The 21,414-nt window shown below is 53.3% G+C and carries 15 protein-coding genes and 1 pseudogene; 14 read left to right on the top strand and 2 right to left on the bottom strand.

Annotation, left to right across the window (positions count from 1 at the left end):
* Positions 1-14: 14 nt before the first annotated feature.
* From NSQ73_RS25145 to NSQ73_RS25095, 11 genes are all read left to right on the top strand, one after another.
* Complete coding sequence (locus NSQ73_RS25145; protein WP_340988606.1) at positions 15-1,190, top strand: BMP family ABC transporter substrate-binding protein; 1,176 nt, start codon at positions 15-17, stop codon at positions 1,188-1,190.
* A 107-nt stretch (positions 1,191-1,297) separates the two neighbouring features.
* Positions 1,298-2,830 (top strand): ABC transporter ATP-binding protein, encoded by a 1,533-nt coding sequence (locus NSQ73_RS25140; RefSeq protein ID WP_340988605.1) that lies wholly within the window; start codon positions 1,298-1,300, stop codon positions 2,828-2,830.
* Complete coding sequence (locus NSQ73_RS25135) at positions 2,827-3,942, top strand: ABC transporter permease (protein WP_152679797.1); 1,116 nt, start codon at positions 2,827-2,829, stop codon at positions 3,940-3,942. The genes NSQ73_RS25140 and NSQ73_RS25135 overlap by 4 nt, the downstream gene beginning before the upstream one ends.
* Before the next feature lie 30 nt (positions 3,943-3,972).
* Positions 3,973-4,902, top strand: a complete 930-nt coding sequence (locus tag NSQ73_RS25130; RefSeq protein ID WP_039301426.1) for an ABC transporter permease — start codon at positions 3,973-3,975, stop codon at positions 4,900-4,902.
* Positions 4,903-5,148: 246 nt separating this feature from the next.
* A complete protein-coding gene (gene uraD / locus NSQ73_RS25125; protein WP_340988604.1) occupies positions 5,149-5,667 on the top strand; it encodes a 2-oxo-4-hydroxy-4-carboxy-5-ureidoimidazoline decarboxylase in 519 nt (172 codons plus the stop codon).
* A gap of 242 nt (positions 5,668-5,909) precedes the next feature.
* Entirely contained in the window at positions 5,910-6,284 is a 375-nt protein-coding gene (gene uraH / locus NSQ73_RS25120) for a hydroxyisourate hydrolase (RefSeq protein ID WP_340988603.1), read from the top strand.
* A 72-nt stretch (positions 6,285-6,356) separates the two neighbouring features.
* The gene (locus NSQ73_RS25115; protein WP_340988602.1) at positions 6,357-7,751 is read left to right on the top strand and encodes an allantoinase; all 1,395 of its coding nucleotides are present in this window, start codon (positions 6,357-6,359) and stop codon (positions 7,749-7,751) included.
* Complete coding sequence (locus NSQ73_RS25110) at positions 7,715-9,049, top strand: Zn-dependent hydrolase (RefSeq protein ID WP_340988601.1); 1,335 nt, start codon at positions 7,715-7,717, stop codon at positions 9,047-9,049. The genes NSQ73_RS25115 and NSQ73_RS25110 overlap by 37 nt, the downstream gene beginning before the upstream one ends.
* 74 nt (positions 9,050-9,123) lie before the next feature.
* Positions 9,124-10,356: a pyridoxal-phosphate-dependent aminotransferase family protein gene (locus NSQ73_RS25105; protein WP_340988600.1), complete on the top strand. Its 1,233-nt coding sequence runs from the start codon at positions 9,124-9,126 to the stop codon at positions 10,354-10,356.
* 246 nt (positions 10,357-10,602) lie between these two features.
* A complete protein-coding gene (locus NSQ73_RS25100) occupies positions 10,603-12,411 on the top strand; it encodes an adenine deaminase (RefSeq protein WP_340988599.1) in 1,809 nt (602 codons plus the stop codon).
* 344 nt (positions 12,412-12,755) lie between these two features.
* Complete coding sequence (locus NSQ73_RS25095; RefSeq protein WP_039301415.1) at positions 12,756-13,208, top strand: IDEAL domain-containing protein; 453 nt, start codon at positions 12,756-12,758, stop codon at positions 13,206-13,208.
* A gap of 1,004 nt (positions 13,209-14,212) precedes the next feature.
* Here the strand turns inward: NSQ73_RS25095 and hemH are convergent.
* Positions 14,213-15,274, bottom strand: a complete 1,062-nt coding sequence (gene hemH, locus NSQ73_RS25090) for a ferrochelatase (protein ID WP_340988598.1) — start codon at positions 15,272-15,274, stop codon at positions 14,213-14,215.
* Between the two features lie 487 nt (positions 15,275-15,761).
* On the opposite strand from hemH, the gene NSQ73_RS25085 reads away from it, so the two are divergent.
* Positions 15,762-18,047, top strand: coding sequence for an FMN-binding protein (locus NSQ73_RS25085; RefSeq protein WP_340988597.1), 2,286 nt, complete (start codon positions 15,762-15,764; stop codon positions 18,045-18,047).
* Between the two features lie 205 nt (positions 18,048-18,252).
* Positions 18,253-19,209 (top strand): 3'-5' exoribonuclease YhaM family protein, encoded by a 957-nt coding sequence (locus tag NSQ73_RS25080; protein WP_039301406.1) that lies wholly within the window; start codon positions 18,253-18,255, stop codon positions 19,207-19,209.
* Positions 19,210-19,301: 92 nt separating this feature from the next.
* Here NSQ73_RS25080 and NSQ73_RS25075 read toward each other — a convergent pair whose 3' ends face one another.
* Complete coding sequence (locus tag NSQ73_RS25075; protein ID WP_340988596.1) at positions 19,302-20,696, bottom strand: TerD family protein; 1,395 nt, start codon at positions 20,694-20,696, stop codon at positions 19,302-19,304.
* Positions 20,697-20,838: 142 nt separating this feature from the next.
* Between NSQ73_RS25075 and NSQ73_RS25070 the strand changes: the two are divergent.
* Positions 20,839-21,312 (top strand): annotated as a pseudogene (locus tag NSQ73_RS25070) (TerD family protein); the annotation flags it as partial.
* Positions 21,313-21,414: the final 102 nt, after the last annotated feature.

The raw sequence follows: 21,414 nt of genomic DNA, 5'->3' as shown, positions 1-21,414 counted from the left end.
GGAGGAGGAGAATTATGAAAAGAAGGGGTCAGGGATTTAAATTCAGCCTGGTAACCATGTTCCTGTTAGCGGTGGTTCTGACGGGGTGCGGCAACAACAATACGGCGTCGAATACGAATGGGGCGGCCACAGAGGCGCCTGCGGCAACGAATGCGGCAGCAGCCACCGAGGCAGCAGCAACAACAGAGCCGGCAGCAGAGAAGCCGACGGTTGCGTTTGTCTATATCGGGCCTCCGGGTGACGGCGGATATACGTATCAGCATGATCAAGGCCGCCTGTACATGGAGAAGGAACTGGGCATTAAAGCGGATTTCGTGGAAAATGTACCGGAAAGCGCCGATGCTGAACGCATCATCACTGAACTTGCCCAGAACCATGACATTGTCTTCACCACAAGCTTCGGATATATGGATTTCACCTTGAACGTAGCCAGTAAATTCCCTAACGTGAAGTTCCTTCATGCCTCCGGTTACAAAACAGCCGATAACATGGGGACTTACTTCGGCAAAAACTATCAGGCAAGTTATCTGTCCGGTATCGCGGCAGGCAAAATGACGACAAAAAATCATCTTGGTTATGTTGGAGCCTTCCCGATCAGCGAAGTTATTTATAACCTAAATGCTTTTACCCTGGGAGCACAAAGTGTAAACCCTGATGTCAAAGTGGATGTAGTATGGACCAACACCTGGTATGACCCTGCTACTGAACGTCAGGCGGCAATCAGCCTGCTGGATAAAGGCGCAGATGTTCTGCTGGCTTACCAGGATTCACCGGCTACGCTGCAGGCTGCTGCAGAACGCGGAGCTTTTGCCGGAGGAAATGACTCTGACATGAGCAAATATGCACCGGACAACTATTTGACCAACCCTGTATGGAACTGGGGCCCTTATTACGTAAAAGCCGTTCAATCCGTTATGGATGGAACCTGGAAGAGCGAGCAGTACTCCGGCGATATGGCCGATGGTATGGTTGAGCTTGCGCCGTTCGGCAGCAAGGTTCCGGATGATGTGAAGCAACTAGTGGAAGATGCCAAAGCCAAAATCATCAGCGGAGAGCTGGATGTATTCACCGGCCCGATCTCGGACAACAAAGGAAATGTAGTGGTTCAAGACGGCCAAAAGCTGACGCTTGAAGAAGTGCTTTCCATGAACTGGCTGGTTAAGGGAGTAGAAGGTACCATCCCGCAATAACAATTGATTTGAATTGAATACAGCACGGCCTTATGGGTGGGGCGGGTTCCGTATGTCGGAATCTTCCCCACCCGTACTACAACTATAAAGGAAAGGAGCTTCCCACAATGCAGGACCATTCGGTTGAAATGCGCGGGATAGTGAAGAAGTTCGGTTCTGTAACGGCCAGCGATCAAGTCGATTTTTCGGCAAATGCGGGTGAGATTCACGCGCTGCTTGGTGAGAACGGAGCAGGAAAAAGCACAGTCATGAGTATGCTGTCAGGTGTGTACAGGGCGGATGCGGGGGAGATCCTCATTCACGGCAAACCAGCCAAAATCCGTTCTCCTAAAGATGCGGCACTCCTCGGGGTAGGCATGGTATTTCAGAACTTCAGACTGGTGCAAAGTCTCACGGCAGCGGAGAACATCGTGCTTGGCGAAAAGTCGTCTTTCTGGCGTGGCAGCAAGTGGATCAAGCATAAACATGAAGAGATTGAGGCGCTCGGAGAACGGTTTGGCCTCAAATTTCCGGTTGACCGGCCGATCTGGCAATTGTCTGTCGGTGAACAGCAGCGTGTTGAAATCGTCAAAACCCTGTACCGCGGTGCAGATATTATTATTCTCGATGAGCCGACCTCGGTGCTGACACCGGGAGAGGCGGAGCAGCTGTTTGAAACCCTCAAGGTGATGAAGCAGACGGGGAAGACGGTAATCATGACGACTCATAAAATGAAGGAGGTCATGGCTTCCTCCGACCGGATCTCGGTGATGCGCAAAGGGAAAATGATTGCCACTCTGGAGACGGCCAAGACGGATGAGCTGGAGCTGGCCCGGCTGATGGTGGGCAGAGAAGTCACGATCAGCCGTCAGGAGCGCGAGGCTACTGCAGGTGAACCCCTGCTGGTTGTTAAGGAGCTGGATGTTGCTGCCGATCATGGGCGCAAGGCGCTCGATGCCCTGTCGCTCACCGTACGTGAAGGCGAGATCGTAGGGGTGGCCGGTGTGGCCGGCAACGGGCAGAAGGAGCTGGCCGAGGTGCTGACCGGGCTTAGAACGTGGAAGACGGGCGAGATTATTTTTGACGGCAGTCCTGTAAAAACAGCCTCGGTGAGAGGTGCCATCGATTCGGGAATCTCGCATGTGCCGGAAAACCGGATGAAGAGCGGTCTGGCCGGACGCCTGGGCTCCGTTGACAATCTGCTGTTCAAGTCTTACCGCAGTAATGAGCATTCGAAATTCGGCTTCCTGAAGGCTGCGAAGAACCGTTCCTGGTCACAGGAGCTGGTCCTCCGCTTCAATGTGAAGACACCGGAGCTGGATACCCCGGTGCAGCAGATGTCAGGCGGAAACCAGCAGAAGCTGCTGTTCGCCCGCGAGGTCAGCCACCAGCCGAAGCTGATGGTTGCCGTTCATCCGACCCAGGGGCTGGATGTCGGCGCTACAGCCGGTGTCCACGAGCTGCTGATGGAGCTGCGGAGCTCCGGCAGCGGCGTGCTGCTGATCTCCGAGGATCTGGATGAGCTGCTGCAATTGTCTGACCGCATTCTGGTCATATACAACGGTTCAATTATAGGTGAAAGCGATCATGAGCATGCGGACCGGGAACAAATCGGACTGATGATGGCCGGAATCCGGAACATGGAGGGGAGCGCCGTATGAGTCCGAATACTGGAAGCAATACTGCAGTGCTGGAGCCCTCACCGGGGAAAAGCGGGAAATGGTACTCCCTCAGGCTGGAATACGATTCAAGCCGTACCCGTTCACCGTGGTGGACACCTGTTCTGTCAGTTATTCTGGCGCTGCTGCTCTGTGCGGTGTTCATTGCCGCCAATGGCATGAGCCCGCTGGTGGTATACGAAAAAATGTTCCGCGGAGCCTTCGGAACCTCCTACGGCTTCACAGAAACCATGGTAAAAGCCATTCCGCTATTGCTATGCGGACTTGGTATCGCGGTGGCTTACCGGATTTCCGTCTGGAATATCGGGGCGGAAGGCCAGCTGACTGTAGGTGCTATGGCGGCTACAGCGGTAACGATTTATTTCCCTGATCTGTCTTCGTTCTGGTCGATCACGCTAATGCTTGTCTTCGGTACGGCGGCCGGGGCATTGTGGGGTCTGATGACCGCCGTTCCGCGGACGCATTTCGGTGTCAACGAGCTGATTACATCGCTGATGCTGAACTATGTGGCTCTGCTGGCTCTGGACTATGTGGTCTTCGGACCGTGGAAGGACCCGAAGGGCTTCAACTTCCCGGGTTCACCTATGTTCACCGCTGCACAGTCGCTGCCGGTCCTGGGAAGCACGCGGCTGCATATCGGACTGATCTTCGGGCTGGTGGCCGTCCTTATCTATTATCTGATGATCAAATTCACCCGCTGGGGTTATGAGCTGCGCCTGATCGGTGCCAATCCTACTGCTGCCCGCTACGCGGGGATTCATATCAAGAAGCATATCATTATCGTCATGCTGATCAGCGGCGGCCTGGCCGGTATTGCCGGCATGGCTGAGGTCTCGGGGGTTACACATAAGCTGATGCAGGGGATATCACCCGGTTATGGCTATACGGCAATCATCGTGGCTTGGCTTGCCAAGCTGAACCCGCTGGGTCTGATTGTCACCTCCATTCTGTTCGGCGGACTGATCGTCGGCGGCTATAGTGTACAGACCATCGGACTGCCTTCGTCCATATCGGAAATGCTGCAGGGTGCGATCCTGTTCTTCCTGATTGCCGGCGACATGATTCACCGTTTCCGCATCCGCCGGAGCGCATAACAGCATTCGCTTAGAGAAGGGAGTTTACCCATGGATTTCACTACACAGTTATTAATAGCAGCTATATCCGCCGGAACACCGCTGCTGCTGGCTACACTGGGAGGCATTCTGACCGAACGGGCCGGAATCATTCAGCTCGGTGCGGAAGGGCTGATGCTGATGGGGGCGGTGACGACCTGTATCGTCTACATCCGCAGCGGGAATCTGATTCTTGCCCTGCTCGCGGCTGTAGCCATTACTGCGCTTCTGGGTATGGTGCATTCCTTCCTTACAGTTACCCTCCGGGCGAACCAGACAATGTCAGGTCTTGCCATGACGCTGTTCGGCAGCGGACTCAGCGCCTATCTCGGCAAGTCTATCAGCGGTATTCCGCTTCCGGGCACTTCACCCAAGCTGGATCTGGGGGCGTTGAAGTCGGTTCCGGTGATCGGGGATATTTTCGGCCGGATGGATTATCTGACCTGGTTCAGCCTGCTGCTGGTGCTGGTGCTGCATCTGCTGATCCACCATACCTCATGGGGCCTGCATCTGCGGGCAGTCGGAGACAATCCGGCTACAGCGGACGTCATGGGCATCCGTGTACAGCTGATCCGCTATAGCTACGTTACAGCCGGAGCTGCACTGATTGGTCTTGCCGGGGCAGACATGGTGCTGGCCTATGCCCCGACCTGGAATGAAGGCCTTACGGCCGGCCGGGGCTGGATCGCCGTCGGGCTGGTGATTTTTGCCAGATGGAATCCGCTGCGTGCGCTCTTCTGCGCATACTTCTTCGGGGCACTCGATTCCCTGGGCTTCCGCATACAGCTGCTGGGCAGTGTGGTGCCGTCTTATTTCCTCAAAATGATTCCTTATGTCGTTACGATTCTGGTCCTGATGTATCTGGGATACCGCAACCGCAACAAGCCTTCCGGCACGCCGGAATCGCTGGGAACCCCTTATGTCCGTGAACAGCGGTTCTGAGTTGCTGAATGCTGCATAGAAGGTACAATATAAGATAGTAAGTTTACACGAGCAGGAAGTACTATAACTATCACGCGGATTTATGGAGTAATACCGGTATGGTCCATTTCATGCAGTTCGAACATCTTAAATCACTGAGAGATCTTGATGGCAAAGTAGATGGCTTGAATGCGGAAATGGGCCTTTTTCACCCTAAAGAATGTTTGAATTTAAACTATGCAAATTAGATGGATGGAGGATGAGCCATTGAATACACCTGCGGATATTGTGACACTGGAACAGATCAACAGCATGGGACAACCGGAATTTGTAGATAGCCTTGGAGGTATATTCGAACATTCGCCCTGGGTTGCGGAAGGCGCCTATAGTGAGCGTCCATTTGAATCCGTGCAGCACCTGCATGACACTATGGTGGAAACGGCGCGGAGGGCGGATCGAAGCCAGGTACTTGCGCTGCTTAGAGCCCACCCTGATCTGGCAACAAGGCTGCAGGTCACTCCGCTATCGGCGGCAGAGCAGCAGGGGGCCGGTCTGGACCGGCTGACACCGGAGGAATTCAAGCAGCTTACGGAGCTGAATGCCGCCTATACCGAGAAATTCCAGTTCCCGTTCATTCTGGCTGTGCGCGGCAAAAATAAAGATGACATTATCAACGCCATCCGTGAGCGGGTGGACCGCAGCCTGCAGGAAGAATGGGATCAGGCGCTGCAGGAGATCGGCAAGATTACCCGTTTCCGGCTGAAGGACCTGCTGGCGGAGGAATAGGACATAGTGCAAGAGGCCTCATCCGATCCGCACTCTACAGCATACTTGCTTCTAACAAATCAGCAGGAGGTGTCATTCATGCCCGGAACCAGCGGCTTAATCCTTAGTATGGAGAGAAGAATGGACAAAAAAATGAGCAAAAGGCACAGAAGTCAGTACGCGGGAAATAACGCAGAAACGCTTCTGCCGGAATCGGAAGTCCGCTGCATCAATAGATGCAGCAGGCCTGGGGGGTGCCTGTCATGAGCGGGCGGTTAACGACTCATGTGCTGGACCTGTCGCAAGGGAAGCCTGCAGCGGGCATGTCGCTACAGCTATGGAGATTCGGTGAGGTAATGCCCGTGCTGTTATGCGAGGCTGTCACGAACAGTGACGGCAGATTGGACGCTCCCCTGCTGGCAGGGGAAGAACTGCTGGCCGGAAGCTACGAGCTGGTCTTCATGGCCGGCGACTACTTCAGGAGTGCTCAGGCGGGTGCTGGCGGTGAACCGGCAGGGAGTGGCAGCATGTTCCTTGAGCATATCCCGATCCGCTTCAACATTCCGGACCCGGCAGAGCATTATCATGTGCCGCTGCTGGTTGCACCGGGAGGATACAGCACATACCGCGGCAGTTAAATGTAACGATACAAATACGAATACCATTACTAATACCATTACTAATACCACTAGACCGGAGGTGGCCGTTTCATGGAGGAATCCTATGAGCTTATTATCAGGAATGGGGATGTTGTACTCCCCGGAGAAGTCCGTAAGCTGGATATCGGTGTGAAGGACGGCAGAATCGCTGCCCTGGGCGAAGCGCTGCACGGCTCACCTGCCACTACAATTATTGATGCAGCAGGACAATATGTGCTCCCCGGCATGATTGATATGCATGTTCATTTCAATGAGCCGGCGTTCGGCCATTGGGAAGGCTTCCGCAGCGGATCGGCTTCCCTTGCCGCTGGAGGCTGTACCTGTTATGCGGATATGCCGCTTAACGGTAATCCGCCGACTGTAAATATAGAAGCACTCCGCTTGAAGACAGATGCTGCAGCCGGGAATTCGGCGGTGGATTATGTGCTGTGGGGCGGACTCGTGCCCGGCAATCTGGAAGACCTGGAGGAGCTGGCAGCGGCAGGTGTTACCGGCTTCAAGGCGTTTATCTCGAATCCCGGCGGCGAAGGCGAAGGCCGGTTCCGCGAGGTGGATGACGACACCCTGTATCAGGGGATGGTCCGCATCGCCGCAATCGGCGGCATTCTCGCCCTGCATGCGGAGAGTGAGGAGATGACCTCGGCGCTCGGAGCAGCTGCACTCCGCGAGGGGCGGAGCACTGCGCGTGATTTCGCCGCCTCCCGCCCGCCCGAAGCGGAGCTTGAGGCTGTTGCCCGGGCACTCCTATATAGTGAACGGACCGGCTGCCGGCTGCATTTCGTGCACATTAGCACCTCCGCAGCCTTGGAGCTGATTCACGAGGCCAAGCAGCGGGGGCTGGATGTGACAGCGGAGACCTGCCCTCATTATCTGATTCTGAACGAGGACAGCATGGAGGAGCTGGGGCCGCTGGCGAAATGTGCTCCGCCGCTGCGCAGCAGCGGGGAGCGGGAACGGCTGTGGCATGCGGTGGCTGCAGGCCTGGTGGATCTGATTGCTTCGGATCATTCCCCTTGTCCGGCGGAATTGAAGCTGGCGCCCGGCTTGTCTTTTTTTGAAGCCTGGGGAGGAATATCGGGGGCGCAGAGCAGTCTGGAGCTGATGTTCCACGAGGGTGTCCAGGTGCGCGGCCTGCCGGTCACACAGATCTCTGCGCTATTGTCGGAGCTGCCTGCCCGGCGTTTCGGGCTGGAGCAGCGCAAAGGCTCCATCGCTCCGGGGCTGGATGCCGATCTGGTGCTGCTTGACCCGAATGCGAATTATACCCTGCAGGCGGAGGATTTATATTACCGCCACAAGCATAGTCCTTATGCCGGTATGACCTTATCCTGCAAGGTAACGGCAACCCTCTCCCGCGGCAATGTGGTTTATACCGCCGGAGAAGGCATTGTTGCAGCGGATGGCGGTGAATGGCTGCGGATCTCCAGCCGCCAGCCGGCCCGGTGAAGCTGCCGGTCCGGCATGTCCCGGCCGGAGAGATGCTGAAGCTGCTGGATGAACTCGCAGCCTTCAGTGCTCCCGGCCCGGGGGTTACCCGGCTGCTGTACACGCCGGAGTGGTACCGGGTCCAGCATTTTTTGCAGGAGAGAATGTCTGGATTCGGACTTGAGGTCAGAACGGATGAGGTCGGAAATGTATACGGCAAGCTGGCCGGATCAGTGGTAACGGATAAAGTAATTCTAACCGGCTCACATATCGATACGGTGGTGAACGGCGGACGTTATGACGGTGCTTACGGAGTAGCTGCTGCTGTAACTGCACTGCATTATCTGCAGATGACCTTTGGCCAGCCGCTGCGGACGCTGGAGGTGGTGTCCTTTTGTGAGGAGGAGGGCAGCCGCTTTCCGCTGACGTTCTGGGGTTCCGGCAATGTTACAGGGCTCTACGACGGGAGTGAGCGTGAGAACTGTGCAGACGGCGAAGGGGTAACGCTTGGAGCGGCGATGGCTGCCTGCGGTCTGGGCGGCAGCATTGAAGCCTCCGGAGCTAGCCATTATAATACTTCAGAGAGTGGCGGCACTGCCTTCGGACACAGTCCGGTCCGCAGTGATATTGCCGCCTACGTTGAACTGCATATTGAACAGGGGATTATTCTGGAACGGTCGTTCCAGGAGATCGGGGTGGTGCAGGCGATCGCCGGTCAGCGGAGATACAAGGTCAAGGTGTGCGGCACAGCCAATCATGCCGGAACAACGCCGATGGGACTGAGGCAGGATGCATTGGCAGGCAGCGCAGAAATGCTGCTGGCACTGGAGCGTTCCGCTGTGGCAGAAGGGGACCCGCTGGTGGCAACAACGGGCAGGCTGGAAGTCTATCCGGGGACGCCGAATGTCATTCCGGGCGAAGTTCAGTTCACGCTGGATATCCGGCATAGCGAAGCCGTGACACTGGAGCGCTTTTGCTTAGGGATGCTTGATAAGTTCACAGCGATTGCCGGCAGGCGCGGTCTGATTCTGGAGGTGCTGCCTCTGCTGGCTACAACTCCTGCACCTATGGATACGGAGCTGTGCCTGTCTCTGGAACAAATCTGTGTGGAGCAGGGGCGGTCGTACCGGAGCATGGTCAGCGGGGCGGGGCATGATGCCCAGCTGTTCGCGCCGCGCTGCCCGTCGGCAATGATATTCGTGCCCAGCCGGGGAGGGGTCAGCCATTCTCCTGATGAATATACTTCACCGGAAGAGCTGGCTGCGGGACTCGAAGTACTGACGGCAATCTTATATAAATTGGCTTATACAGAGAACTGAAGCTCAGGGGGTTCTTGAGAAGGTGGAATTCCGGAGATTCAGGAGATTCAGAGAGACGAGAGGGGGAGAGAGTGATGAAGCGCTACGAAGATTTGTCGCCGTCCTTGCGGTGTATTATGACTCCGGGACCGGTGGAGGTTGATCCTCGTGTGCTGCGGGCCATGTCTTATCCGGTATTGGGACAATTCGATCCCGAGTTCACGGATATTATGAACGAGACGATGGAGATGCTGCGGGAGCTGTTTGCTACAGGCAATAAGTGGGCCTATCCGGTGGACGGTACATCACGCTCCGGGATTGAAGCGGTAATGGTCAGTCTGATTGCTCCGGGAGACCGGGTGCTGATTCCGGTTTTCGGACGGTTTGGACATCTGCTGCATGAGATTGCCGAGCGCTGCGGTGCTGAGGTGTTCACTATTGAGCAGACCTGGGGCAGCGTGTTTCCGCCGGAGGATGTGATCGCGGCGATCCGCAGCTTCAAGCCGGATGTGGTGGCGATTGTCCACGGGGAGACCTCCACTGGACGTGTGCAGCCGCTGGCCGAGATCGGGCGGGCTTGCCGTGAGCAGGATGCCCTGCTGATTGTCGATGCAGTGGCGACCATTGGCGGGGTGCCTGTGGAGACGGATGCCTGGATGCTGGATGCCGTGGTCGGCGGAACGCAGAAATGTCTGTCTGTCCCTTCGGGCATGTCCCCGGTCACCTATAACGAGCGTGCCGAAGCCAAGCTGCTGAAGCGCAAACAGGTAGAGAGGGGGCTTAGAACCGGCGGCGATGAGGCAAGCGAGCTGCCGGTTGTCCGCAGCAACTACTTTGACCTCGGCATGCTGCAGGATTACTGGAGTCCCCAGCGGCTGAATCATCATACGGAGATGACCTCCATGCTGTACGCATTGCGTGAGGGGCTGCGGCTGGTGCTGGAAGAAGGGCTGGAGGCCCGTCATGCCCGCCATAAGCATCATGAGCGAGCACTTGTGGCCGGCCTGACCGCAATGGGTCTGGAGCTGTACGGTGATCCGGAGAGCAAGCTGACGGTAGTCACCTGTGTGCTGATTCCGGAGGGAGTGGACGGGGAGTCGGTGCGTTCCATGCTGCTGAACCATTTCGGGATAGAGATTGCCAGCTCGTTCGGTCCGTTAAAAGGCCAGATCTGGCGCATCGGCACGATGGGCTTCAGCTGCCGGGAGAATAATGTGCTGCGTCTGCTTGGAGCACTGGAGGCGGCGCTTGTACGCCACGGATTCTCCGTTCCGGCCGGCCAGGGTGTTCAGGCGGCACTTGACGTATACGAGACAAAAGTAAGATAATCATAAAAATGCGCTAAGTGGTGAAAGGTAAGCAGCACAAGTTGCGATCCGGAGCAGCCGGACGGCTTGTATTTTAGCTAAGTACCTCTGTATAAGCATCGTTAAGCTCCGCTTAGATAAGCAGTCAGGTCTATCTTCCTGGCGATAGTTCAAACAACGGCTTGCGACCCGTGAGGGGCGTTAGGGCCGTTTTTGCTAAATAGAATATAAATATAGGAAACCAATAACCGGAAGGGAGTGTGTATTATGACTTATACAAGAAAACCACTCGCGGACTGCGTGCCCGGACTTGTGGCTACAGCCCGCGGCGACCAGCCGGCGACACTGGTGATTACTGGCGGCAAACTGGTCAATGTATGCTCCGGAGAGATTCTGGAGGGTATGTCTGTAGCAGTACAGGGCGGACGTATTGCCTACGTTGGCAAGGATGTCTCGCATACGATCGGTGAGGGGACACAGATCATTGATGCGGCGGGCAAATACATTGCCCCGGGTCTGCTTGACGGGCACTGTCACATCGAGAGTACACAGCTGACGGCGACTGAGTTTGCCCGTGCAGTGCTGCCTATGGGCACGACCGGCGGATTCTTTGATGCCCATGAGATTGCCAATGTATTCGGGCTGAAGGGCATTAAGCTGATGCTGGATGAGATGCGTGAAACTCCGCTGGCGGCTTATATGCAGGTTGCCTCCTGCGTGCCTTCAGCAGGAGCGGAATTCGAAACGACCGGCGCATCGATCGGACCGGAGGAAGTAGCCGAGGCTTTTACCTGGGGTGAGGATGTCATTGCGCTGGGCGAAGTGATGAATTTCCCCGGCGTGGTGTACGGCGATGAGAAAATGCTCGGGGAAATTCAGGCGACCCTGCGTGCGGGTCGTTATGTGGACGGTCATTTCACCTGGCCGGCGGATGACTGGAGACTCCCGGTCTATGCCGCCGCAGGAGTAACAGGCGATCATGAGTGTGTGACGGCGGAGGATGTAATCGAACGCGTACGTCTTGGGATGTATGCCAAAATGCGCCGCGGCTCCGCCTGGCATGATGTGGCGAAGACCATCACCGCGCACACTGAGCATGGGCTCGACCCGCGACGGATGATGCTGGTGACCGACGACCGCAGCTCAGAATCGCTGCGGGATGAAGGTCATATGGATTTTGTCGTGCGGCACGCCATTTCCCAGGGCCTTAAGCCGGTCACGGCTTTTCAAATGGCAACGATCAATACCGCCGAACGGTTCGGGGTAGCCCGTGATATTGGCTCAATTACTCCGGGCTCCTGTGCAGATATCATTCTGCTGGACGGAAATCTGGCTGATGTTCATGTTGTCATGACGATTGCGGCCGGAGTGGTCGTAGCGGAGAACGGGATCATGACCGCTGAGCTGAGTCCGTACACCTACCCGGAGGAAGTGCTGGCTTCCGTGCATCTGCTGCAGCCTCCGGCTCCGGAGGACTTCGTGATCCATGCGCCAATTGCTGAAGGTATTCTGGCCACGCGGGTCATCAAAGTGATTGAGAATCATGTGGAGACCGGGGAATTGATCATCAATCTGCCGGTCACTGAGTCCAGGCTGCTGGTCCAGGAGGGCTTGTGCAAAATCGCCGTCCTGGAGCGGCATAAGGGAACCGGCAACAAATCGGTTGGCGTGGTTGAGGGGATCGGCTTCCATGAGCCTGCTGCGATTGCCATGACTGTAGCCCATGACAGCCATAATGTGCTGGTCATCGGTAATGATGATAACCTCATGGCTAAAGCTGCGGGTGCAGTAGCTGAAGCTCAGGGCGGTGTTGCGGTTATTACCGCTTCCGGAACAACTCTGTTCCCGCTGGCAATTGCCGGACTGATGTCGGCAGAGCCGTTCGAGATTGCGGCAGCCCAGTCTGCGGCCATCAGCAAAGCGCTGTATGATGCAGGCTGCACATTGAATTATGCTTTTATGACCTTGTCGCTGCTTGCACTGGCGGTCATTCCGACGTTGCGGATCTCGGATAAAGGGCTGGTGCGGATTTCGCCGGAAGAGGGGATTCAGCTGGTTCCATTGTTTGTGAGCTAAATCTGCGATCAGAAGCCGGCAAATGTCTTGCCGGATCATACAGACATCACCGAAAAGGGATGCTGCCCGCTCATTACAGAGCCTGGGCAGCATCTCTTTTTTTGCGTGTGATTTCTCTTGTCAGAATAGCCTTTACTGCTAAAATAATGACATTAATCCGGTGCGGGGCATATAATTAACCATTTCATCACAATTAGAAACATATTTTTTAAAATTTTAATGAAAAACATTAACAAATTGTGAGAAATAGTCGATAATACTTTTAAATTAGTTAAAATTATTGTCGAATCGTGTATTTGCTGAAAAATACTGAAAGTCCAAATATAAGGAACGGGGTGTATGAGATGATGAGATTAGAAACACAGGACATCGTGAATATCACCAAGAAGCAAATTACCGGTATTTTTAAAATGGAGCCGGTGGAACTGAGATTTGTCAACGACTTTCAGGGTGAGCAGTATCTCTTGACCAATGATAAGCTGCATCTCAGCAACCAGCATTATTGGGCCAAAGTAATGGATTGTGTCTTCGACAGTCATGTCAGACCTGTATTGATGTGTGAGGTGCTCTACTTCCTGCGGAATGAGTTTCTGGAGAGTGATATCAAGCTGATGTTTTCTTATGACTTTGCGGATGGGGCAGATGGGGCAGCGGTCGCTACTGCTGAAATCAGCTTCAATGATTCGCCGGAGCTGCAGCCGGGAGAGATTGCCGAATTGATTGATTTTGCGTTGACATTGCAGGATAAACAGTGGTTCGAGGAACTGACTGCCAAATATAAACAGCTGACCGCTTAAATATTATGCGGAAGGATAAGCTGACTGAATACAATTCATAGGATAAAGCCGTCCGGGCCGCAGGGGAAGTCAACCTGCGGACCAGGCGGCTTTTCTGTTGTATAGGAAATGATGATATTCGTTTGTTGGGGGGACTTAAAGGGATAAATCCCTCTGATTCCGCTGAAAGTAGGCGGTAGGGTGAAATTAAAGGGATAAATCCCTCTGATTCCGCCGAAAGTGGGCGGTAGGGTGAAATTAAAGGGATAAATCCCTCTGATCCCGCCTAAAGTGGGCGGTTGGGGGAAATTAAAGGGATAAATCCCTCTAATCCCGCAGAAAGTGGGCGGTAGGGTGAAATTAAAGGGATAAATCCCTCTGATCCCGCCTAAAGTGGGCGGTTGGGGGAAATTAAAGGGATAAATCCCTCTAATCCCGCCTAAAGTGGGCGGTTGGGGGAAATTAAAGGGATAAATCCCTCTAATCCCGCAGAAAGTGGGCGGTAGGGTGAAATTAAAGGGATAAATCCCTCTGATCCCGCCTAAAGTGGGCGGTTGGGGGAAATTAAAGGGATAAATCCCTCTAATTCATCCGTCTCTCTGCCCAAAGGAAGAAATGAGGAGCAAAAGTGCCCCTGATTCCACTGGATGCTGCCCAAAGGAAGAAATGAGGAGCAAAAGTGCCCCTGATTCCACCGGATGCTGCCCAAAGGAGGAAATGAGGAGCAAAAGTGCCCCTGATTCCACCGGATGCTGCTAAAGGGAGGAAATGAGGGGCAATAGTGCCCCTGATTCCACCGGATGCTGCCCAAGAGGTAGTCTGAATGGAGTAATGCGAAGCGGCTTTTAATCTGCATAAGCTGCTCTAGCCGTATAAACTTGCACAGGCCGCAGAAGCCCGGCTTTTACACGTTAGGGTGGTTTTTTCTTTAAATATAGAAGGAAGTATGTTTACGCCATACTTTATCCTTATATTTCCCGCTGGAACGGAAGCCTTCCCTCAAAGGACGGCATAGCCGCTTCCGCTTAGGTAATGAACGTCTCCGGAGTGGCTGATTCCGCAGCTTCTGCAGCTGGGAACCAGCCTAACGCTGTGCGGTTCACCATCCGGGCGAGGAAGTCTATCCATTCCGGGTGGTCATTCAAGCAGGGGGCGACAGTTAAATTCTCAGCTGTTCCACCGCCTGAAGCGAAGAGTTCCCGGCCTTCTACAGCCAGCTCATGCAGCGTTTCGAGGCAGTCGGTTACAAGCCCCGGGGAGAAAATCATAGGCCTCCGGATCCCGCGTCCGCTGAGCTCTTTGAGCGTATCGGCAGTAGAAGGGCCGACCCATTTCTCGGGTCCGAAGCGGGATTGGAAGGAAATCTGCCAGCGTTCCGGTGCCCAATTCATAGCCTCTGCAAGCAGGCGGCCGGTCTCATGGCATTGCTGCGGATATGGGTCTCCAGTCTTCGCATAACGGCGGGGTATTCCATGGAAGGACAGAATATAGTAATCCGGTTCTTCGTTCAGCTCGCCAAGCTTCCGGAGCAGCAGCGACTTCATCGCCGAGATATAGTCCGGCGCATCATGATAGGCTTCTATGAAGCGCAGAGCCGGCACGAAACGCTTGGAGACCTGCCCTGAGCGGCTATGCCGCCCCAGTGCGGCATAGCTTGCAGCTTCATAGACCGACGCAGTTGTGGTCGAGGAATACTGCGGGAACAGCGGCAGTACAATGATCCGTGTAATACCTGCAGCCTCCAGCTTGCGGAAGGCTTGCTGCATGCTTGGCTCACTATAGGCAAGACCTAATTCCACTTGGTAGCGGCTGCCAAGCAGTGACTGCAGCGCAGTCTGCTGAGCCCTGGAGTGGACGAGCAGCGGGGAACCTTCCTTCATCCAGATCTCCTGATACAGCTTCGCAGACCGGCGCGGCCGGGTGCGAAGGATGATGCCGCGCAGCAGAGGCTGCCAGAGCAGCGGATGATAATCAATGATTCTGCGGTCAGACAAAAAGCGCTTAAGATATGGACGAACCGCCTTGGCGCTTGGCGCGTCAGGTGTTCCGATCTGAGCAAGAATAACTCCTACGGGAGGCTGATTCATGAGCAGCAGCGGCTCCTTTCCATGAACATGACATCGTTTAAAAATATCACATATAGAGGCAGAGTTACTATGTGTTGTATCACATTATTATCATATGACGGTGTAAATGGGAGAATTTGAGAGTTAGAAGAATTGTAGTTTTGAAGTTAATTGCGAAATAGTGATGTTTCTTATAGGGTGTGTGATTTTATATACAGAGAAAAGTGTTTCAATTTTGATACCATCAAGCCAGAAATTACCGATAGCAGCCTGAAATCATCTTATGTGAATTTATTCACCTTTTTATGTGAATTGTTTCACCTTTTAAAAGATTGTATAAATGGATGCATCTTTTTTGCACACGGGATGGGTCGCGCAGGAACGGGAAAGGGGGGATGACCTCTTATGAAGAGTCAGGGTACTCTTTGTAAGAAGGAATGGAATGAACGGGAAAAACGGTTTACAAGAGCTACATACTACTGGGGATATAATAAAGGAGAATACGCATTTGAAAAAACTAATTGCTTTGACTGTAAGCGCAGCCTTGCTGCTCGCGCCAATCGCCTACACGATTAACGCACCGGCCTTGAACCTGAAGGTGGATGCGGTTTCAGCAGCTTCGGAAGAAGCTCCGGCAGCTACTGCCAAACCAGCTCCTAAACCGACTGCCAAACCAGCTCCTAAACCAACTGCAAAGCCTGCAGCAACACCTAAGGCAACCGCAAAGCCTGCGGCAACACCTAAAGCAACTGCAAAGCCTGCGGCAACACCTAAAGCAACTGCAAAGCCTGCAGCAACACCTAAAGCAACCGCTGCACCTGCAGCATCCGCCAAAGCCTCTGCTAAACCAGCAGCAACAGTTAAGCCAGCTGCTACAGCTAAGCCTGTTGCAACAGCAGCACCGGTTACTGTTAAAGAAGCCGTGTATCAAGACGGAGTCTATGTAGCCTATGGGGATGCTTATTCCAAAGGTACTGAAGGCGCTAAAGTTACAATCAAAGACGGCAAAATTGCCGACATCGAGCTGCTGAGAACCAGCCCGAAAATTATCGACCGCAACGCCCGTGATAATTACAGCGGCGTATGGGTGGCATACGGTCTTATGAAAGACAGACTGATCGGCAAAACAAGAGACGGCGCAGCAGCTGTTGACGCTGTATCCGGAGCAACCCGCTCCAGCAACGGCTGGAAATTGTCGGTTGACAGAGCGTTCGAAAGATCGCTGCAGGATAAACCGGCTGATGCTACTTATTTCGCCGGCGACCACATGGGTGTAGACCCTGAAGCCAAATATGCTGTATTCGCAAGCTATGATGCGAACAAGCTGACTGCAGTTAAGCTGTATCCGCTGACTGCAACTGGAGATTTCGCAGATGAGAAGACTTATACTGCTGAACAAACTGCAGCGATTGCAGCAATTACACCAGTGCTGTTGGCCAATGGTTCTGCGGCTAAGCCTGTAGCCGGCTTCGAAGCTGAATCCAAAGCTGCCATCAACGCATTCTGGGATGCTGAACAAAATGCCAGCATCAACAACACTTCCGCTTATGTGGACGGATTCTACTCTTCTTACGGTACAGCAAGAAGTGTAGGCGTTGAGAGAGCTGATGTTGTAATCCGCAACGGCAAGCTGGTTGATGTGAAATTGTTCAGACTTGGCACTAACCTGATTGACAGAGGCGCAACTGCTTATGCTGAAGTAGTGAAAGCTAATGCTCCTATGACTGCTAAATTGCTTGCTAACGGTTCTTATATCGCTAATTATGATGAGAAGGTAGACGGAATTTCAGGCGCTACTGAAAGCAGCCACGGCTGGAACCAGGCTGTAGAAAGAGCTTTCGAGAAGGCTCTGAAGGTATCTGCAGAAGGTAAATACTTCGACGGCAAATTTGCCGGAGTGGATAACCAGTCTAAAGTTCTTCTGCTGGTAGATGTTGCTGACGATCAAGTAACTGCTATCAAACTGAGCCTGTTCGGTACAGACGGCAAGATTATTGCTGACGACAAGCGTACGGATGCACAGAAATCCCTTGTGGATCAACTGACTGCCGGATTGCTTGCAAACGGCGTGGACACTGCTGATATCGCTGGCCAGGAAGCTGTATCTGCTGCAGCAAAGGCAGCCCTGACTGATGCCCTGACCAATGCTTCCAAAGTACAAGGCACTTATAAAGACGGCACGTTCACCGCTTACGGTGACGCGTATGACAAGGGTACAAACAAAGCTGACGTTACCCTGCGTAACGGCAAGATCGTAAATGTTGCTCTTTCCCGTGTAGGAATGAACATGGTAGACCTGGGTAAAGCCGCTTACGCTGAAGTTCAAAAAGCAATTCCGGTGCTGACAGCTAACTTCCTGGCTGCTGGTACAAGAGAAGGCGTAGCACAGGTTGATGCTGTATCGGGCGCTACCAGCAGCAGCAATGCACTTAAAGCTGCCGTTGACAGAGCTTACGGTAAAGCTGAAGTTGTTGAAACCGAAAAGGCTGCATACTTCGACGGGATCTTCATCGGTGCCAGTGCAGACAAATCCGTAAATGTAATGGTTACTACTAAGTTCAATGTTCCAGTAACTATGGTTGTTTACTACCTTGATGATAAAGGTAAAGTAAGATACAACCTGACGGATGACGAATTGCTCGTGAAATACGAAATCGAGAATACTTCTAATGGCAAAGGGCTGCACAAGTACGGATACCGTGCTGCAGCATTCGGAACGAATGATGCTCAGAAAGCAATCTCTGCCAAAGCTATTGAAGCTATCAAAGCAGCACTTGAAGCAGCTGGCAAATAATTAAATCTATCCACAAAGGGGCGTCCTTGACCATGCAAATGGTTGGGGGCATCCCTTTTTTATTTTTGCACGAACGGGCTGCAAGGGGGGATGGACATAATTAAGAATGGATATCGTATAGTAATTTAAAGGGATTTCGGATGTGAATGTCTAAACTTTAATATACACCGCAGGTTCAAAGCCTGTAAGTAATAGGAGGCTCCTCATGACATTAATTAAACAGCTATCCCCACAGGATGAATTCACCGGCTTCTATCTGCTTAGGGAACTGGTGCTCAAACAGACAAACGGTACTCCTCCAAAGGATTATTTTGATATTGTACTTGGTGATTCCAGCGGCCAGCTGTCGGCTAAATATTGGGATGTAAGTGTAACGGATAAAGAAACTTTTTTCCCTATGGCCCTGGTGAAGGTCCGCGGGATTGCCCATACTTACCGGGAGAAGCTGCAGGTCAAAATAACCAAAATCAGACTGGCGGATGAGTCCGATGGCGTGTCGCTTACCGAGTTCATCCGTTCAGCCCCTGTGCGTCCTGTGGATCTGATCCACACGATTAAGAATGCAATGGCCAGTATAACCGACCAGGAGGTCGCATCGATCGTATCCTTCTGTGTGGGGAAAGTCGAAGAGAAGCTGATGCACTATCCTGCAGCTAAAACGCATCATCATGCTTATTTTGCCGGACTGGCTTATCATATGGTGCGGATGCTGGAGATCGGGGATTTCCTGTGCAAGCAGCGCCCGTTCCTGAATCCTGATCTTATGAGAGCGGGAATTATCCTCCACGATATTGCCAAACCGGAAGAAATGATCTCGCAATTCGGCATTGTGTCGGATTATAGTGTGCAGGGCAAGCTGATCGGGCATATTTCGATGGCTTCGAGCTGGATTACAGAGGCAGCAATCCGCACCGGCATTGATCTGGAGTCGGAGAAGGTATTGGCCCTGCAGCATCTGGTCCTATCACATCATAATCTGGGTGAATGGGGAAGTCCGGTGCAGCCGCAGACCGCAGAAGCAGTCGCTTTGCATCATATAGATGCCATGGACGCCAAGCTACAGATGGTGGAGGATGCTCTTGATACCACTCCGGAAACTGAGGAATGGACACCGTTCATCCGCGGGCTGGAGAATAAGGCAGTATACCGGATGAAAATTTGAGGCTGTGCTGTAACGCATAAGAGAATAACAAACACCCCCAAGCCACCATTGCGGCTTGGGGGTGTTTGTTCATGCCATAAGGGGCATGAATTCTATGATTTGCGGGCAGACGGAGGAATGCTGCCGGCTGTTCGTACTATTTCTGCTGTTTCTATTGTTGCGGCTGATTCAGCAGCAGACTCAGCCGCAGCTTCAGGAGGTTCCACCTCAAGACCATAATGATTACACAGGTCACGGAGTCCGCCCGGGAATCCCTCTCCAATGGCAACAAATCTCCATTTGTCCTTGTACCGGTAGAACTCGCCTATGACCATTGCCGTCTCAAGGCTTATGCCCTGGCCAAAGGGAAAAGAGGCCAGCCTGGTTCCCGTCTGGGAATCAATTAGTGAAGCGGAGGCGTTATTGATCTGGCCCGGGTTCTGGCCGGAAGCCTCCCCATAGAGTGTGAAGGTCAAAGCGATCCGCGTAATGGACGCAGGCAGCTTCGCCAGTTGAAGATGCAGATATCCCGCGTTTGGAGCAGGCTTCGAGTAGAATACAGAACCGCTGGGGTCTTCCATGTTTCCATAGAAGACAAAATCCTGATCCTGTCCGCAGCGTCCTGTCTCTCGAAGCAGGAAAGCAGAGGTGTCGGGCTCCATGGCGGAAAGCGTTGAATCCCACTCCACAGACATGAGAATTCTCGAAGCACTGAGCTTACCGCCGATATCCACCCGCTGGCCTCTCACCAGCACGGGTACAGCTTGAACTTCAGGGACAGGCGGTGTTGCAGCCGGGAGACCTGCAGAAGAAGTCAGACGCTGAGTGGATACGAGGGGAGCTCCGTGATCAGGTACAGCCGGGCTTACGGGAATTTCCGTCTTTGCAGCAGTCTTCGGGGCCGCCGGTTTCTTGGCGGCTTTCTTGGGGGATGCCTTGAAGGCAGTATAACCGCCCGCATACATCGTGCCTGCCTGGTAGCCCTGGCTGCCGGCTAAGAGGAGGGGATCGAACTGCTGCCATTGCTCCATCAATTTCAATAGAATGAGTGCCGAAGCTCTGGCATCATCCAGCGCATCATGGTGCTTCAGCCTAATGCCGAAATGCTCGGAGACTACATTCAGTTTATGGGAGGGCAGCTCCTGAAGCATTTTTTTGCCCAGCAGGTAGGTACACATATATTTGAAATCCGGATAGCTGAATAACGAATCATCCAGGCAATAACGCAGAACACTCATATCGAAGGAAGCATTATGCGCAATCACAATCTCGCCTTGCAGCAGCGGTTCAATCGTGGGCCACAGCTCTGCGAAGGTAGGTTTGCCTTTAACCATTGAGGGCGTAATTCCGTGTATCGCGATATTCATTCCGTCGAACCTCTGCCGCGGGTCAATCAACCAGTCATATTCTGCGGTGACCACACCATTTCTAACCTGAACAAGCCCCAATGCGCAAGCGCTGGAGCGGCTGGAATTGGCTGTTTCAAAGTCTATTGCTGTAAAATCCATAGGTAAAGCCCCTTATCTATCATGTATAAGGTTCATATTAAAGGAGCGCAGAGAGAATTACAATCCAGCAGAATGTACAAAACGCAGCGGATATGGTATGCCTTATCTATGAACTGCTGGAATATGCTGCTATAACGGGGAGATGAGAGACTTGCAGCTGTTAAAAGGCCAAAAAGTAGATATCACCAAGGGAAAGGGCGTCCGTGATCTAACTATCCGGTTGCGCTGGAATACGGAGCATGCCGGAATCAGTGTGGATGCAGCAGCCTTTTTGTTGTCGGGGCAGAACCGGTGTGAACGGGACGAGGATTTTATATTTTACGGTAATCCGGTATCAAGGGATGGAACGGTAAGTCATACGGCAGAGGGGGAGAACGAGGAGAGCCTCTTGATTTCATTATCCGGAATTCCGGAGCAATATGCCCGGATTGCGGTGACGTTGACGATCTACGAGGGGGAGCAGCAGAATCTGCGGATGAAGGAGCTGTCCGGACTGCAGCTGTCACTGATGGACCACAAGAACGGTGAGGAATTATACCGGTTCGATTATGGAACGGATCTGTCCGACGAGACAGCAGTGGTGGCCGGGGAGCTGTACCGTCATCAGGGAGAGTGGAAATTCAGCGCGGTCGGCAGCGGTTTTAACGGAGGATTAGCTGCGCTCTGCAAGAGCTATGGGCTTGAGGTTGAACCGGAGGCAGGCAACGAAGCAGCAGCT

The sequence above is a fragment of the Paenibacillus sp. FSL R10-2736 genome, from assembly GCF_038000245.1.
In the GTDB taxonomy this organism is placed as follows: domain Bacteria; phylum Bacillota; class Bacilli; order Paenibacillales; family Paenibacillaceae; genus Paenibacillus_AQ; species Paenibacillus_AQ phytohabitans.
Note: the sequence above shows the minus strand (reverse complement) of the source record. Positions and strands in the feature narration are given on the sequence as shown.